The sequence below is a fragment of the Christensenella tenuis genome (assembly GCF_014287795.1).
GTDB lineage: Bacteria > Bacillota > Clostridia > Christensenellales > Christensenellaceae > Christensenella > Christensenella tenuis.
Window position 1 is genome coordinate 159,750 of record NZ_JACOON010000001.1, and the last position, 17,145, is coordinate 176,894.

At 46.0% G+C, this 17,145-nt stretch carries 13 protein-coding genes; 10 read left to right on the forward strand and 3 right to left on the reverse strand.

Annotated features, from left to right (window positions below; genetic code table 11):
• Positions 1-8 precede the first annotated feature (8 nt).
• The 10 genes from glgB (at position 9) to H8S18_RS00845 (ending at position 12,571) form a co-directional block, all read left to right on the forward strand.
• Positions 9-1,910 (forward strand): 1,4-alpha-glucan branching protein GlgB, encoded by a 1,902-nt coding sequence (glgB, locus tag H8S18_RS00800; protein ID WP_186856417.1) that lies wholly within the window; start codon positions 9-11, stop codon positions 1,908-1,910.
• Positions 1,911-1,914: 4 nt separating this feature from the next.
• The gene (locus H8S18_RS00805) at positions 1,915-3,117 is read left to right on the forward strand and encodes a glucose-1-phosphate adenylyltransferase (protein WP_456237101.1); all 1,203 of its coding nucleotides are present in this window, start codon (positions 1,915-1,917) and stop codon (positions 3,115-3,117) included.
• A complete protein-coding gene (gene glgD, locus H8S18_RS00810; protein WP_186856419.1) occupies positions 3,117-4,244 on the forward strand; it encodes a glucose-1-phosphate adenylyltransferase subunit GlgD in 1,128 nt (375 codons plus the stop codon). Before H8S18_RS00805 ends, glgD begins: the two co-directional genes overlap by 1 nt.
• A gap of 5 nt (positions 4,245-4,249) precedes the next feature.
• Positions 4,250-5,674 carry a glycogen synthase GlgA gene (gene glgA, locus H8S18_RS00815; protein WP_407926951.1) on the forward strand — a complete coding sequence of 475 codons (1,425 nt, stop codon included), beginning with the start codon at positions 4,250-4,252 and terminating at the stop codon, positions 5,672-5,674.
• Positions 5,675-5,853: 179 nt separating this feature from the next.
• Positions 5,854-6,177 carry a hypothetical protein gene (locus tag H8S18_RS00820; protein ID WP_186856420.1) on the forward strand — a complete coding sequence of 108 codons (324 nt, stop codon included), beginning with the start codon at positions 5,854-5,856 and terminating at the stop codon, positions 6,175-6,177.
• Between the two features lie 162 nt (positions 6,178-6,339).
• Positions 6,340-8,784 carry a glycogen/starch/alpha-glucan phosphorylase gene (locus tag H8S18_RS00825; protein WP_186856421.1) on the forward strand — a complete coding sequence of 815 codons (2,445 nt, stop codon included), beginning with the start codon at positions 6,340-6,342 and terminating at the stop codon, positions 8,782-8,784.
• Positions 8,785-8,798: 14 nt separating this feature from the next.
• Positions 8,799-10,808, forward strand: a complete 2,010-nt coding sequence (locus H8S18_RS00830) for a glycoside hydrolase family 13 protein (protein ID WP_186856422.1) — start codon at positions 8,799-8,801, stop codon at positions 10,806-10,808.
• 133 nt (positions 10,809-10,941) lie between these two features.
• A complete protein-coding gene (locus H8S18_RS00835) occupies positions 10,942-11,595 on the forward strand; it encodes an HAD hydrolase-like protein (RefSeq protein WP_186856423.1) in 654 nt (217 codons plus the stop codon).
• Positions 11,596-11,701: 106 nt separating this feature from the next.
• Positions 11,702-12,145, forward strand: a complete 444-nt coding sequence (locus H8S18_RS00840) for a LytTR family DNA-binding domain-containing protein (protein ID WP_186856424.1) — start codon at positions 11,702-11,704, stop codon at positions 12,143-12,145.
• Positions 12,146-12,151: 6 nt separating this feature from the next.
• Positions 12,152-12,571: a DUF3021 family protein gene (locus H8S18_RS00845; RefSeq protein WP_186856425.1), complete on the forward strand. Its 420-nt coding sequence runs from the start codon at positions 12,152-12,154 to the stop codon at positions 12,569-12,571.
• A 332-nt stretch (positions 12,572-12,903) separates the two neighbouring features.
• Here H8S18_RS00845 and H8S18_RS00850 read toward each other — a convergent pair whose 3' ends face one another.
• The 3 genes from H8S18_RS00850 to ppk1 form a co-directional block, all read right to left on the reverse strand.
• Positions 12,904-14,292 (reverse strand): MATE family efflux transporter, encoded by a 1,389-nt coding sequence (locus H8S18_RS00850; RefSeq protein WP_186856426.1) that lies wholly within the window; start codon positions 14,290-14,292, stop codon positions 12,904-12,906.
• A gap of 3 nt (positions 14,293-14,295) precedes the next feature.
• On the reverse strand, positions 14,296-14,745 hold the full coding sequence (locus H8S18_RS00855) for a MarR family winged helix-turn-helix transcriptional regulator (RefSeq protein ID WP_186856427.1): 450 nt from the start codon (positions 14,743-14,745) through the stop codon (positions 14,296-14,298).
• Positions 14,746-14,966: 221 nt separating this feature from the next.
• The gene (ppk1, locus tag H8S18_RS00860) at positions 14,967-17,072 is read right to left on the reverse strand and encodes a polyphosphate kinase 1 (RefSeq protein ID WP_186856428.1); all 2,106 of its coding nucleotides are present in this window, start codon (positions 17,070-17,072) and stop codon (positions 14,967-14,969) included.
• Between the last annotated feature and the right edge of the window lie 73 nt (positions 17,073-17,145).

Consider the following 17,145-nt stretch of genomic DNA (forward strand, 5'->3'; position numbering starts at 1 on the left):
TGGGCACGATGAAAGAATGTTATCAGAAGTACTTACCGGAACAAGACATCTATCTTTACAATATCGGTGAAGCACAGAAAGCATATGAGCTTTTTGGGTGCCATTATATTCCGGAACTTAAAATGCACCGTTTTTGCGTTTGGGCGCCAAATGCAAGGAAAATAAGCATCGTGGGGGATTTCAACGGCTGGGATGCCGGCAAGACCCCCATGGAGCTTTACCAGAACGGTGTGTGGGCTGCCTTTGTACCGGGACTGGCAGACGGCGAGAATTACAAATATTTTGTACACGGTTACGATGGAAGTAAAATCATGAAGGCGGATCCATTCGCTTTTCACGCTGAGGTTCGGCCTCAAACTGCTTCCAAAGTGTGGGATATCGGCGGGTATGAATGGCACGATGAATCCTATTTGAAGCGCCGTATGAAAAGGAATGTGCTGAAAGATGCGGTTTCAATTTATGAACTGCATCTTGGTTCATGGCGGACAAAAGAGGGATATCGTTTTCCAAGTTTTCGGGAAACGGCAGACGAGCTTGCAGATTATGTAAGCGGTATGGGATATACGCACGTCGAGATTATGCCTGTTGCCGAACATCCGTACGACGGGTCGTGGGGATATCAAATTACGGGTTTTTATGCAGTTACCTCGCGCTATGGTACGCCGCAGGATTTTATGTATTTCGTGGACAAACTGCATTCGCGTGGTATTGGAGTTATCATGGACTGGGTTCCCGGTCATTTTCCAAAAGACGAACAGGGCCTTTCCAAGTTCGACGGAACCCATTTGTATGAACATGAAAACGTTCTCCAGCGTGAGCATCCACAATGGGGTACGCTGATTTTTAACTACGGCAGGCCGGAAGTGATCAGTTTTCTCGTGTCGAACGCCATGTTTTTTATGGATAAATACCACATTGACGGTTTGCGTGTAGATGCCGTAACGTCGATCCTGTATCTGGATTACGCGCGCGACGGATATTTTGTACCCAATGAAGACGGCGGGAATATCGATAACCATGCCGTTGAAATGCTGCGCAGGGTAAACAGCGTCGTACTCACCAATTATGCGGGAACAATGACCATTGCTGAAGAAAGCACAGCCTATCCGATGATCACAAAGCCGCCGTATGATGGCGGGCTTGGATTTACTTTCAAATGGAACATGGGATTTATGCATGACACGCTTGCATACATGAGAATGGATCATTATTTTCGTCAGTTCGAACACAACAAAATAAGCTTTTCGATGTATTATGCATTTTCTGAAAATTATATTTTGGCGTATTCGCACGATGAGGTAGTGCACGGAAAAAAGTCCATGGTGGACAAAATGTTTGGTGATTATTGGCAGAAATTTGCTTCTCTGCGGGCCCTGTATGCGTTTATGTTTGCGCATCCGGGCAAAAAATTAATGTTTATGGGAGACGAGTTTGCGCAGTTTATTGAGTGGGATTATAAAAAGCAGCTCGATTGGTTTCTTCTTGAATATGATTCCCATGCAGGAATGCAACGGTTCATAAAGAAACTTAACCACATTTATACAGAGCATCCCGCCTTATATGAAATTGACGATAGCTGGGATGGATTCCAGTGGTTGAATGTGGAAGACCGGGAACAAAGCGTCTTTGCGTTTATGCGCACAAATGGAGAGGAATCTGTGGTCTGCGCCGTGAATTTTACGCCTGTTGTGCGGGAAAATTATTGGATCGCCATGCCGCGGGAGGGAACGCTAAAATGCCTGCTTTGCAGCGATGAAGCGCAATACGGAGGCTCTGGTGTATTGCCGGAACCCAAAATAAAAACACAGCGCCAGGCCTTGAATGGGATGGAGCACAGTGCAATAATAACATTGCCGCCGCTTGGCGCGGTTTATTATAAATTCACTTTGAAGAACAAAGGGGATGGGTGAAATGATTAAAAAGAAAAAATGTGTAGCAATGCTTCTGGCAGGCGGCCAAGGCAGCCGGCTTGGCGTTTTAACCAAGCACCGTGCAAAACCGGCCGTCACGTATGGCGGAAAGTACCGTATTATTGATTTTCCGCTTTCTAATTGCATTCATTCAGGTATTGACACGGTAGGCGTTTTGACGCAGTATGAACCGCTTGAACTCAATGCCTATATTGGTACGGGATCGCCGTGGGACCTTGACGGGATCACAGGCGGTGCATTTGTATTACCGCCTTATGTCAAGGGAGAGCGCGGGGAGTGGTATACCGGTACGGCAAATGCCATTTACCAAAATATTTACTTTATTGAACAATATAATCCGGATTACATTCTTGTGCTGTCTGGGGACCACATCTATAAGATGGATTACAGCCAAATGATCGAAGCGCACGAGGACAACAAGGCTGACGCAACAATTGCCGTCATTGAAGTGCCTATAGAGGAGGCGCCGCGTTTTGGGATCATGAATACAGATGAATCGCTTCGTATTGAAGAGTTTGAAGAAAAGCCGAAGAAACCGAAAAGCAATATGGCATCCATGGGCGTTTACGTATTCAACTGGAAAAAAGTGAAGGAATATTTGATTGCTGATTCCAAAAATGAAAAATCGAGCAATGATTTCGGAAAAAATATTATTCCGACAATGCTTATGAATGGGGAACGCCTGTTTGCGTATCCCTATAAAGGATATTGGAAGGATGTCGGTACAATCGATTCCCTGTGGGAGGCCAATATGGAACTTCTCCAGGAAGAGCCGGGGCTCAACCTTTATGATGATGCGTGGCGTATTTTTTCCCGTAATCCGAATAAACCACCGCATTTTGTAGATAAAGGCGCCAAGATCAAGAATTCGCTTGTATCGGAAGGTTGCTATATCTATGGAACTGTGGAAAACAGCATTCTATCGGCAGGCGTTACCGTAGAAAAAGGTGCAGTGGTGCGTGATAGTATTATTATGCAGGAAACAGTGATCCGGGAAAAAAGCAAGGTCGTGAAAAGTATTGTGGATGAAGAAGTCATTGTTGAGGAAGGCGCAAGCATAGGCGGCAAGGGCGAAATTGCCGTGGTTGGGAATAAAGCCGTCATCCGGGCGGGCGCTTCGGTTGCGGCAGGGGAAAGCGTGCCCGCCAAGCGAATCGTAAAGAATACGACGGGAGGTGCTTCATAATGCTTAGGAACACTTTTGGATTGATTTATGCCGGAGAACAGAATATCAACCTGCGCGAGCTTGTATACTTGCGTACGGTAGGAGCGCTCCCCGTGGGCGGACGTTACCGTGCAATTGATTTTATATTATCCAACATGGTAAATTCCGGGATACGTAATATCGGTGTGATCGCACAGCGGTCGTACCATTCCCTGATGGATCATCTTGGTTCAGGAAAGGAGTGGGATCTGTCCCGCAAAAATGATGGTTTATTCATCCTGCCGCCATTTTCCAGCGCGGAGAATATGGGAACCTACCGCGGCCTTGTAGACGCCATTAAAGGCGTGATGGGGTATATTAGCCGTTCCAAGCAACAGTATTGTATCCTCTCCGGTTCCTATACCATTTTTAACCGTACCTTTGACGATATGGTGGAATGCCATATGGACAGCGGGGCAGACATCACTATGCTGTATAACGAGGAAGAAGCCGATTTCTTCAGAGGGGAACGGTATAACGATGTACGCCTGCATTTAAATGAAGAAGGCCGGGTGGTTGATCTTGAGATCAACGCCACGACGAGCGATTCCAAAAAGGTGGGCATGGATACCTATGTCATGCGGAAGGATCTTTTGGAATACCTGGTAGAGGATTGTATGTCGCGCGGAAAATATAATTTTGTCAGTGATCTTTTGATGGGAAACCTGAACCGGATTAAGATTATGGGTTATGAACATAAAGGTTACGTCGGACGGTTGCATTCTGTGGCTTCCTATTACAAAATCAATATGGATTTTCTTAACAGGGACGTACAGGATCACCTGTTCTACAGTGACAACCAAATTTATACGAAGATCAAGGATGAGGTGCCTGCTAAATATGCTAAAACCTCGAATGTGAAGAACTCCCTGGTAGCGAATGGATGCATTATAGAAGGAGAAGTTGAAAACAGTATTCTTTTCCGCGGAGTCTATGTCGGAAAAGGGGCGAAGATCAAAAACAGTATTATTATGCAGAACAGCGAAATTTACAATAACTCTGACCTTGAATATGTCATTCTCGATAAATCGGTAAATATCCGGCAAGGGAGGCGGCTTATTGGAGATGAGGTGTTTCCTGTCATTATCCGTAAGGGGGCAATCGTATGAGTATGCTGAAGGTCCTGATCGCGGGCGCGGAAGCAACGCCGTTTGCAAAAACCGGCGGACTCGCCGATGTAATCGGCGCACTTCCGCGTGCGCTTGTAAAACAAGGCGTGGACGCGCGTGTAATTTTGCCTAAGCACAGGTCGGTTAAGGAAAATTATGGCGACCGCCTCCGTGTCATTGCAACCATGAATTTGCAAATGGGATGGCGAAACCTGTATTTGGGTATCGAAACGATGGAACTTGATGGAGTTACCTACTATTTTATTGACAACGAATATTATTTCGGCTGGTGCATTTATAAAGGCGGAGAAGCGGAAACAGAACAATATGCGTATTTCTGCCGCGCGGTTCTGGAGGCGATTCCGTTCCTTGATTTTGATCCGGATATTATTCATGTGAACGATTGGCATACAGCCATGATTCCGCTTCTGCTGCGTACGCAATATCAGGAAAAGCAGCAGGGACGGGCCAAGACGGTACTTACGATCCATAATTTACAATATCAGGGGCAAACGTCCTTTGAAATGGCTAAAGATATCCTGGGAGTGGAAGACCGGTATTTTACCCCGGAATATATGGAGGCTTATGGAAGTGCAAATATGATGAAAGCAGGCCTTGTGTTTGCGGACAAGATTACAACTGTAAGTCCGACCTACGCGCAGGAAATTCTCGATCCGTATTATGGGCGTGGACTCGAGGGAATTTTAAATGCGCGCAAAAATGATCTGGTGGGTATTCTCAACGGCATTGATACAAAAGAATTTGATCCGAAAAAGGATCATAATCTAAAATGCGCTTATGCGGCAGACGACCTCACCGGAAAATATTACGACAAAGAGCAGTTAATGAACGAGCTTGATATTACTGCCCGTCCCAGTGCTCCGTTGATCGGTATGGTGACGCGTATGACGGAACAAAAGGGGCTTGATCTCGTGCGGGCGGTACTGGAAGAGCTGCTCTACGAAAATGTGGCGTTTGTGCTCCTTGGGAGCGGCGAAGAACAATATGAAAGCTTTTTCAAGTATATTGCCGATAAATATCCGGATAAAACGGCAATTTGCTTAGGATACAGCGACGCGCTTGCGCACCGGATTTATGCGGGATGTGATTTTTTCCTGATGCCGTCTATGTTTGAACCATGCGGGATTTCGCAGATGATCGCGCAGCGTTACGGCACTCTGCCGATTGTGCGGGAAACAGGTGGTCTTAAGGATACGGTACAGCCTTATAACATCTATACGCAGGAGGGAAATGGATTTTCATTCAGCAATTACAATGCGCACGATATGCTGAATACGATCTGGTTTGCACTTAATGTGTATCAGGACAAGACAAATTTATCCAGGCTAATCCAATCGGCAATGGCAATTGACAATAGTTTTGCGAAATCAGCCGGGGAATATATAGAACTTTATAAAGAAATTCTGTAAGCAAGAACAACAGGAAAACGGGCAGAAACGGGCAGAAGCCCGTTTTTCTGTTGATTGCATCGCAACAAAGATATCCTGCGTATTGACGAAAGGTTCTTTTTCTAATACAATATTCAACAATATAGAAACAACGGCAAAACCGCGCGACGGTTTTGGACGGAACAAGGAGATGGAATTTTTTGGGAATAGCTTTATCAAAGAAGCAGGAAGAGAAAAGAACGGAACTGACCGACGTTCCCCTAAGATGTGAAAACGAGAAAGGTACGGAGGCGATTACCGAAATCGCCCAGGAACTTGACCAGATGGTAGGAGAGGAAACCGCTTTGGATGAAGCAGTCCATATTGACGAATATACGGTGCCGGATGCTCGGGATTGGGAACCGAAATCGGCGGATGAAGAGGAACCGGAAGAGATTTTTGCGGTTCTTGAGCGGGATACGGACGAGTTCCAAACAGAAGAAGAGGAAGAACTTTTCCCTGTGCTGGACGATGCGGAGCGGTGACGCCGCTCAAACAGCAAAAGTAAATTGAACGGAATGGGAACTGCTGCAACACGGCAGTTCTTTTTGCGTAAAATTATTATGAATAATCGCATTCACGACAGGGTATATGATATAATATTACCATTGAAGATTTTGAAGCCGAACGAACAGGAGGTTCATGCAATGGCCGATAATATCGCAAAAAAAGAAGAAATTAAATCACAGATTCTTGGGAAGCTGAAACGGCATTTTGGAAAGACGCTGGAAGAGGCAACCAAGGATCAAATCTATAAATCCTGTGCGCTCTCTATTCGGGACGTTATCGTCGAAAAATGGACAGACGCAAATAAACAGGTTCTGAATCAGGGCTTAAAACGCCTTTACTATTTATCCGCGGAGTTTTTGATGGGGCGTGCCCTTGTTAACAACATGATCAACCTGCACCTGCTAAAGGATTACCAGGAGGTGCTTTCCGAAATGGGTATCAGCCTTGATGATATTGAAGAACAGGAGAGGGACGCTGGCCTCGGAAACGGAGGGCTTGGCCGTCTTGCCGCGTGCTTCCTCGACTCCCTCTCCACGTTGGATCTGCCTGTGACGGGATGCAGTATCCGCTACGAATTTGGTCTGTTTAAGCAGCGTATTCTTGATGGAGAACAGGTGGAAGTGGACGACAATTGGCTGGAAGCGGGAAACGTATGGGAGATCCCGCGGCCGGAAGAGCAGGTTGAGGTCCGCTATGGCGGCGAGCTTGAAGAAGTGTGGACGGATCAGGGACTTAAGATCAACCACAAAAATTATTATAGCGTTTTGGCGATCCCGTATGATTATCCGGTGATCGGATATATGAGCAAAATGCCTGCAACGCTGCGGCTATGGAGCGCAAAAGCGAAGACTGGTCTTGATATGCATTATTTTAACCGGGGGGATTATGCACGCGCCATGCAGGAACGCGAGCTTGCCGAGGTTATTTCCAAGGTGCTGTATCCGGAAGACAATCATGAGCAGGGCAGACAACTGCGTTTAAAGCAGTTCTATTTCTTTACCTCCGCGACAATGCAACATATGGTGCGCAAGCATAAAGCCAATTATGGGGATCTGCATACGCTGCCCAATTATTTCACGGTGCAGATCAACGATACCCACCCCACACTTGCAATCCCGGAACTGATGCGCATCCTGATGGATGAGGAAGGCATGGGCTGGGAGGAGGCGTCGGACATTTGCGGCCGTATGTTCAACTATACGAACCATACAATCATGTCCGAGGCGCTCGAACGCTGGGAAGAGGATATGTTTAAGGAGTTGCTCCCGCGTATCTATGAGATCATAAAGGTTATTAACGATAAATTTTGCAACATGCTTTGGGACGTTTATCCGGGCGAGTGGGATAAAATCAGCAAAATGTCGATCATCGCGTATAAGGAAATACGCATGGCAAACCTATGCATTGCGGTGTGTAACAAAGTGAACGGTGTTTCCAAGCTGCATGGTGAAATCATCAAGTCGCGTACATTCCGGGACTTTTACGTGGTATTTCCGGATAAATTTCTCGGGATCACAAACGGTATTACGCACAGGCGGTGGCTTGCAAAGGCGAACCAACCGCTTACAAGGCTGCTCATCGATCATATTGGCGATGGTTTCCTGAAAGATTATAAGGAAATGGATCGCATCGCCGATTTGCTCGATAATCCGAAATTCCTTGACGACTTCATGGCGGTTAAGCAACAGAATAAAATCAGACTTCGTGAGCATCTGAAAAAGACGCAGGGAATTGAATTGAATGAGAACACAATTTTTGATGTACATGCAAAGCGGCTGCACGAATATAAACGGCAGCTTCTGAAGGTTTTGCATATTCTGCATCTTTATAATTTGAAAAAAGAGAACCCGGCGCTGCACATAGAGCCATGTACTTTTATTTTTGCGGCAAAGGCTTCTCCCGGATATGTCAGGGCCAAAAACATTATTCGTTTGATTCTTGCGGTAGCGGATATGGTGAACAACGACCCCGATACAAAAGATGTGCTCCAAGTGGTATTCATTGAAAACTACAGCGTATCTGAAGCGGAAATTATGATTCCGGCAGCGGATATCAGCGAACAGATTTCAACGGCTGGGCTTGAGGCATCCGGAACGGGCAATATGAAATTTATGATGAACGGCGCAGTAACGCTTGGAACAATGGATGGTGCAAATGTGGAAATATATGAGGCTGTTGGAGAAGATAACATTTTTATTTTTGGCGCGACGGAACGTGAGATCAGCAAAATGGAACGCTACGGCACCTATAAACCAGGCGAATATTATGAACAGAATGCGGATCTTCGGCAGGCTCTTAACCGCCTGATCGACGGTACGCTGCCTGTAGCAAACGACAGGCAGTTTTCCGATCTTTACCATTCGCTGCTTTTTGGAGATATAGACCGTGCGGATAAATACTACCTGCTGTATGATTTCGCTTCCTATTCGCAGGGCTATGAACGTGCGGTAAGCGCTTATCAGGATGCCGCGCGGTGGAAACGTATGGCGGCAACCAATACAGCCAAATCGGGCGTTTTTTCATCCGACCGTACAATCCATGAATATAACGATAAGATTTGGCGCCTGCGGGAAATGACCTGACCGGAGGATGAGAGATGCAGATTGATTTTTCAAAACAACTTATGCATGATTCCGCCAAGGAAGAATATAGGAGCCCGATGGGCGCGGTAACGGCGGGAACCTGTGTGCGGCTTTCGCTTGCAGTACGCGGTCTTTATTTCAAGAAAATGTATCTTACGCTTGTTGTAAATGAGGTGGAGGAAAATATCCGGATGCAGGAAAGCGAAAATGGCACATGGTGGGCGGAGTATGAAGCGCCCGTGGAACCATGCGTCGTTTGGTATTGGTTTTGTATCCGTATAGATGAAGACACGAGCATCTATTATGGCGCGCATTCCGGGTGCACGAGCGGCGCAGGGGAAGTCTATTGGAATCCGCCGCCGCCGTTCCAGCTTACGGTATACGATGAGGCGTTTGCTACACCCGGCTGGGCCAAAGGCGCCAACCTGTATCAGATATTTCCCGACCGTTTTGCGCGGGACGACAGCGGCACCTTTGAAAGAGGCGTAGAATATCACCGGTCGCGTGGAAGGAACGTTCTCGTGCATCACGACTGGAACGAAACAGTTCTATACGAGGCAGCGGAGGGGATGGAGCATTACGAGCCATGCGATTATTACGGCGGAACGCTTTTGGGGATCATTCATTCGCTGGATGCACTGCGCGATATGGGGATCACGGCGTTGTACCTGAATCCTATTGTAGAGGCTGCATCCAACCACCGCTACAATACCGGAAATTACCTGCGCGTTGATCCGATTTTAGGGACAGAAGAAGACTTTGATCTTCTTACACGCGAGGCGCATGAACGCGGGATTCGTGTTATCCTCGATGGGGTTTACTCCCATACGGGTGACGACAGCGTATATTTTAACAAATATGGGCGCTACGATTCCCTTGGAGCCTATCAAAGCCAGGAATCACCCTATTATAAGTGGTACCAATTTACAGACTATCCGGATCAGTATAAAAGCTGGTGGGGTTTTACTACCCTGCCGGAAGTGAATGAGACACAGCCCGAATGGGTAGACTTTGTCATCGATGGGGAAACAGGTGTGCTTGCGACATGGCTTGCGCGCGGGGCAGACGGTTTTAGGCTGGATGTTGCCGATGAATTGCCGGACGAGACGATTGAAAAGATGCGTGCTAAGATTAAGCATGCCTCACAGGACAATTTTCTGCTCGGTGAGGTCTGGGAGGACGCGACCACCAAACAAAGTTATGGTAAGCGCAGAACCTATGCCCTGGGGCGGGGACTTGATTCAGTGATGAATTATCCGTTTGCCGCGGTGGTAACAGATTTCTTGCAGGGAAAAAGCAGTGCGGCAAAATTGAAACAATTCCTGGTTGGGCAGAGCCAGAACTATCCAAAGGATATGTATTACTGCCTGATGAATTTGCTTTCAAGCCATGATATTGCACGAATCCGTACCGTGCTTGGAACGAAAATCGATCCTCAATCCCTGACGCGCGAACAGCAGGCGCGCTTCATTGTATCGGATGAACAGGATATATATGGTGCAAAATTGCAAAAGATTGCGGCCGGACTCCAGTTTACGCTTCCGGGAATGCCTTGCATCTATTACGGGGATGAAACGGGAATGCATGGCCTGCTGGATCCTTTCAACCGGCAACCACGCCAAATACGTGACCTGGATATGAGTGAATATTATCAGAAGCTTGCCTTGCTGCGTCGTGACACAGATGCCCTTAAAACGGGAAATTGCGTATTTTACGAACAGGGGGAGGATGTGCTTGGCATTTTACGTTACTGTATAGACGGTAAGGATGCCTTCGGCATTCGTGCCCGGGACGGGATGTACCTGACGCTTGTAAATCGAGGAAAAGAATCTCACAATGTTGCAGTAGACCTGTTTGCTCAGGAAGAACTGATGCCTATTATGGATACGGCTGCGTTCCGTGAACTCGAGTTTGAAGGGGCGGTTTGCAAATTAACCAATGAAATTTATACGGTGAATGAAGGACTTGTACAAGCAACGCTTCCTCCGGAAAGCATCAGGATTTTGGAGATCGGGTGGATATAATATGGCAGCATGCTTATACTGTATAAGTTATTTGCAGGACATTCTGTGCTTTAGCCGTGTGGCGGAGCGCTTGTTTCGATGGAGCCGGGAAGGAAGCAAAAAAGAGAGATAAGAAACTGGAGAGACGAAAAGAATGAAGTATAAGACAGTACTGTTTGATTTTGATGGAACACTCATGGATACAAGCCGGGGAATTTTGTATTGCGCAAAGCGTACGATTGAAGATATGGGCTTTGAATTGCCGGACGATATGACGCTTCGAAAGTTCATCGGTCCTCCGTTAAAGCTTTCGTTTGTGAATGTATGCGGCATGAGTGATGAACAAGCGGCAAAAGCCGTACAGCATTACCGGGAACGCTACGCTGAAGAGGGAATGCTTGAGGCGGATATCTATCCAGGGATGGAGAAGCTGCTTCAAAATCTTGGAAATTCCGGAGTGACATGTGCGGTTGCCTCTGTCAAAATGGAAAAAATTGTGCGGAAAACGCTCGCGCATTTCGATCTTACTGGTTATTTTGACGCTATCTGTGGCGCGCCAGAGGATATCAACATCAAAGGAAAGGAAGCGATCGTGAAGGAAGCGGTATCGCGCACCAATTCAAGCCCGGAGGATTGTATTCTTATAGGGGACAGCGATTATGACGCAAAAGGAGCACAGGCTGCCGGAATTGATTTCTGCGCCGTGCTGTGGGGCTTTGGTTTCAGCCGTATGGAGGATGCGGCGAAATTTACTTGCCGCTATATTGCAGATGACGTATCCTTACTTGAACGCTTTTTGTTGAAATGACAAAACAGAATTTGCAACTTACGGCGCGCGCAATGCATCTTACAGAAAACGCATTGACGCGCGTTTTTCGTTCACTATACTAAAATACAGGGAGGAGGATGGACAAATGAAAGTAACGCTCGATATTGATCCGGGCCATACGCAAGACGAGATTATTATCCGATGTGCAGAACTCAACGACGACCTGTTGAAAATTGTAGCGCTTGCAAACAGTTCGCAAAAAAAGGTGGTTGGCAGTTTGGGAAAGCAGACCTTCCTGCTCGAACCGGGTGATGTATACTATTTCGAATGCGTGGATGATAAAGTCTTTATTTATACGAAATCTAAGATATATGATTGCGCGCTTCGCTTGTATGAGATTGAAGAGAAGTTCCAGGGAACCAATTTTCTGCGCGCCAATAAGTCGACGATCATCAATCTCGCAAAGGTTCGCAGCCTGAATCCAATTTTGAACGGGAAAATTGAGGTGGAACTTGAAAACGGGGAAAAGCAGATTATATCGCGCCAGTATGCGCCGGCGCTTAAAGAAAAGCTTGGACTAGGGAGGTAAAAGAAAATGAAAAAAATTTTCAGCCTGTTTTTCACAGTGTTCGCAATCGCTTTCTTAATTGCGCTTGCAATCAGCGCAATCATCGCGGTTGCACTCGGCGCAGAATCCCTGCCGCTTGCGGAATTACGAAACGGTTTTGTACTGGCCCTTTTTATCGCCTGCGTACAGCTTATATGGGTCGGATCGGATAAAAGCAACAAGACGTATATCATACGCACAATTGTCCACTTTATTGTACTCATCACAGGATGCACGCTGCTTATGATTTGGTTTGGATGGCTTCCTCCAAGTGAATGGATTGTTTTATATTATACAGGCTTTATCGGAGCATATATTGTTATCTGGCTTGTATGCTGGAATATCAATCGAAAAAAATGGAAAGATATGAACAGAAGACTAGAAGAATTTAAGCGGAAAAATCAATGAGAAAGACTTTTAAAATCCGTACGCCATCAAGAAGCCCCTGGATTTCCACAACAAAAACCTGGGGGCTTTGTTCTGGGGGTGCGTGAAAAGATGCTTCAGGCCTATCACTCCAGTATAGCCGGATCAATCATCTGCCGTTTCGCCGGCTTCTTGAGGATATTTCGCTGCATAGGATTTGCAATTAATTAGACGTACCAGTATAAATATAGCATAGCTTTTGGCGTGGTATATAGCAAATATTTGCCCCAACGTAAATAAATCCGGCCCGTGTACGCAGGCCGGATAATCAATTCACAAATCTTATGGAAAAACTGAAGTGCCCGTCTGCGGATTTACGCGGGCGGCAGTTGATTATATTCAAGCTGTTTCATATTTTTGATTTCTTTTGTAACGAGAAGGATTGCTACAAGCGCCGCCATACCATCTGCTACCGGCCCTGCATACATAACGCCGTCAATCCCAAGGAAAACGGGAAGGATCAACACAAGAGGAAGCAGGAAAATGATCTGCCGCGTAAGGGAAAGCCAGATGCCCTTGGTCGCTTTTCCGATCGAAGAAAAGAAATTAGAGGTAACAGGTTGAATCCCGTTTACAAAAGTAAACATCAGGAAAATACGAAAACATCGCTCTGCAAAATAGAAATATTCCTCGCTCCCCGAACCAAAAATACCGATGATTTGGCGGGGGAACAGTTGGAATGCCAGAAACGCGCATATGGAAATAATTGTCGCTGCAGTGATTGCTTTGCGATATGTTTCACGTACCCGGCTGTATTTCCGGGCACCGTAATTAAAACTGGAAATCGGCTGCAGGCCCTGGGCTATACCAATAATAATAGACATAAAGATCATATTGACTTTCATAATGATCCCCACGACCGCTAAAGGAATCTCACTTCCATAGACAGACAAGGCGCCATAATAGGTGAGTACGTTATTGAGAGCGATTTGCACAGCCATCATAGCGAGTTGGTTAAAACATGCCGCTGCCCCGAGGCCCATGATGGCACGGCTTTTTTGCCAGGTAACACGAAATGCACTTTTGCGCAGCTTGACCGTTTTAAAACGAAAGATGAGATAATATGCCGCGAGCAGGGCGGAAACGATCTGACCGAGAATCGTTGCAAGAGCGGCGCCTGCCATTCCCATATTAAATCCGAAAATAAACAGGGGGTCGAGTACTGTGTTAATAACAGCGCCAACAAGTACGCATGCCATAGAGAACTTTGGGCTTCCGTCGGCCCGGATCAGGTTACTTGCACCGGTTGAAAAAATCAAGAAAGGGAATCCAAATGACGTAATTCCCGTATAAGTGAGAGAATATTCCAAAACTTCGGGAGTTGCACCGAAAGCGTGCATCATTGGGTTCAGGAAAATACGTACGATGAGCATTAAAACAACTCCGCACGTAACCAGCAAGATAATTGCGCCGCCAATAAAACCGGAAGCACGTCTTTCCTCCTTTGCACCCATGGAAAGATTAAAGTTTGCCGCGCCGCCGATCCCTAAGAGAAGGGCAATGGCAGTGCATACGGTTGTTAAAGGAAAAGCGACGTTGGTTGCCGCATTGCCGAGCATACCAACACTTTGGCCGATAAAAATTTGATCTACAATATTATAAAGCGCACTTACAAGCATTGCGATAATACTTGGGACTGCAAACTTGACGAGCAGCTTTCCCGTTTTTTCTACTCCAAGGGGATTCTTCATTGCCTGTTCCATATATTACCGCACCTCCCCGACGGCTGCGACTGCGTTTTCCGTTATTCTTTTCAATTGGGTCCGCAGGGAGATCAATTCTTCCGCGCAAAATCCTTTCAAAAGTATCTCATCCCAATCCTGAAATGTCTGAATGAGAATAGGAATCGCTTCATGGCCGCGCTTTGTGAGATGAAGCGAGAATGAACGCATGTCCTCTGGGTCTTTTTTTCGCAGCACAAAACCGCCGTCTATAAGCTTTTTTACGGCTCGAGTTACTGCGGCTTCATCAATGGATAGCATACGGGCTAAACTGCGCTGGTTGATCCCTTCGTTTTTTGAAATATGGATGAGGAACCAATGATCCGAAGACGTAAAGCCAAAAGGCTGCATCCTTCTGTTAATATATTTTTGAGCCGACCGATGCAGGACGCCAATGTACCGTCCGATTCGATCAACGTATTCTGTATTTTGCATTATTACCTCCCGAATAATTGATAAGTCAAGTAATAGGATAACGCAAACTATTTGACTAGTCAAGTAGTTTGCGTGCAGATGCAAAGAAAGAGGCTTAAAGCCTCTTTCTACCAATAAGGATGCGGCAGAAGTAAGGGACTGCCGCATGAGAAGTATTGCAAATTGATACTATAACTTTACTATTTTTTTGTGCCTGCTGTCAATCAAATATCGGTAGTTAATCAGAGATTTCTATTTTTCAGCCAGGTGGGCAGGGGAGTTCCGGCTTCGCGGTAAGCGCGCTTGAATAATTCGATTTGGCTGTCGATGCGCGGGACTCCTTTAAGAACGGGGAGTTTTTGGTAAACGCCCTTACCGACTTGATGACGCGTCTTGACATTATCTTTCAATTGGAGGTCGATCAAGTCGTTGATCTCCCGCTTTAAGTCGGGATCCAGAATAGGAACGGCAACCTCTACCCGCCGTTCTGTATTGCGCGACATGAAATCGGCAGAAGAAATATAGATTTTCTGACGTTCTTTTGGCCCAAATAAATAGACCCGTGAATGCTCAAGATAGCGCCCGACGATACTTGATATATCGATATTGCGTGTTTTGCCTGAAGCCTCCACATTAAGGCAACAAATGCCGCGAATAATCATCCGTATTTTTACACCGGCATCGGAAGCCGCTATTAACTTTTTGATGATATCGAGATCGTTCAACGAGTTTACCTTGAAAGTGAGCTCTGCGGGAGCTCCCGATTTTGCCATCAGGATTTCTTGGTCGATGTAACGCAGGACAGACTGCTTAAGCGTCAAGGGAGAAACCATCAGGATATCTGAATTTTCCACAAGGCTCCCCATGCACAAGTTTTTAAAAACGTCCTGCGCGTTGAGAGCAATATCTTCATCCGCAGTAATCAGTGATAAGTCCGTATACAGCTTTGCCGTATTTTCATTATAGTTTCCTGTGCCAATCTGCGTAATGAACCCGAGTTCGCCATCGCGCTTTTTCATCGTGATCAGGAGGAGCTTGGAATGAACTTTGTAATCCTCAATGCCGTAAATAAGCGAGGCCCCGGCCTCCTGAAGCCGTTTTGACCAATCGATATTATTTTCCTCATCAAAACGGGCCCGAAGCTCCACGACGGTAATGACTTCTTTTCCATTTTCTGCGGCGCGTATCAGGGCGTCGATTACTTTTGAATTGCGTGCCACACGGTATAGAGTAATCTTAATAGACATTACGCTTGGATTTGCCGCCGCCTCCTCAAGAAGGCGGACAAAAGCTTTCATGTCCTGATAGGGATAGGAAAGAAGAATATCCTTTTTTTGGATTTGCGGGATCAGCTTTCTGTTTAAATCGATCTTGCCCGAAGGCTGCGGGATCAACGGCGGGTAAAAAAGAGCTTGGTATTTTTCGTCTGTAAGCTGATCTTTCAAATCAGATACGAAAGAAAGTACGGTAGGCATTTCGTTGAAGAATACTTCATCCTGGGTAAGATTCAAATGCTTCATTAGCCGTTTGGTGATTTCAGCACTCTGGTTGCGGCAGATATCAAGGCGCACTGGCTCCAGCTTTTTGCGTTTTTTGACGATAATCTCCATAATATCACGGTAGGACATATCATAATCAAAAAACGCTTCGTCCGCATCGATATCTGCATTGCGCGTGATTGAAAAAATACTGCGCGCCTCCACCTTATGCTTGGGAAATACTTTGGAAGCAAACCGATAGATCAAATCTTCAATCAATGTAAATTTTATATACTTGCTGGGCAGGAGAAGCAAACGTTCGAAATAACCGCTTGCCGGAATAATACCAAGTTGCGTTTTCCCATCCTTTGATTTCAGCAATACCGCAATATATACGGTATTGTTTTGTAAAAATGGGAAAGGATGGTGCTTATCAAGAATGTGTGGGGAAAGTAATGGAAGCACGTTGCGTTCAAAATAACGTTCCAAAAAGCGGTCTTCATACTTGGTGAGGTGCACGCCTGCTTTATAAAAAATATGGTATTCCTCGAGCTTACTCAAAATTTCGATCAAAGCACGGTTTTTACGCGGCGTAAGATCCCGTATCTTACGGTTGATTGTACGCAGCTGCTCAAGTGTGGTCATGCCGGAACGTGGATCAATCTCATCTTTCTTCAGCAAGAGGCGGTCGTGCAGGCTGCCTACACGTACCATAAGAAATTCGCTCAGGTTGCTATGGTAGATTGCCATAAAATTAAGCCGTTCAAACAAAGGATTGGAAGGATCCTCAGCTTCTTCCAATACCCGCTCGTTAAACTTCAGCCAGCTTAAATCACGGTTCATAAGATGCTTATATTTGTTTTCAGCCATAATGTACTCCAAAATATGCGATATTATTTATTATTATACTCTAAATTGCGACTGAAAACACAGTTTGATGAAA